Origin of the sequence: Microbulbifer okhotskensis (genome assembly GCF_023895975.1) — a bacterium.
Taxonomy (GTDB): Bacteria; Pseudomonadota; Gammaproteobacteria; order Pseudomonadales; family Cellvibrionaceae; genus Microbulbifer; species Microbulbifer okhotskensis.
This window is the reverse complement of sequence record NZ_JALBWM010000418.1, coordinates 1-369: the sequence shown is the minus strand read 5'-3', so window position 1 is coordinate 369 and position 369 is coordinate 1. Positions and strand designations below refer to the sequence as shown.

The 369-nt window shown below is 43.4% G+C and carries 1 pseudogene; it reads left to right on the top strand.

Annotated elements, in window-relative coordinates:
- Positions 1-38: 38 nt before the first annotated feature.
- Positions 39-369, top strand: a pseudogene (locus tag MO867_RS22750) (hypothetical protein); the annotation flags it as partial.

Here is a 369-nt window from a genome sequence, read left to right as displayed (position 1 = left end):
CTAAAATGTCCAACATTAAAAGGCCGCAAAGGAAATTCATGCTCACACTGTTTGCCGTCCTGATAGTATTTCAAGGAAAAACAACCTATCTGAACATGGAGCGATACAGTTCTGCCAGTGAGAAACGCTTTCGCCGTTGGTCTCGTAGAAATTTTGATTTCGCCCAGTTCAATAAAGAATTATTTATACAAGAATTTCCTCACAACCAAGAGCGCATAGCTGCCATAGATGCAAGCTTTGTCAGTAAGTCAGGCCATAAAACAGAGGGGCTGGGGTGGTATTACAACGGAAGTGCCGGAGAATCACAGCACGGCCTCGAAATTTCCATGATCAGTATCACTGATCTAAAATCGAATACCGCCTATGCCT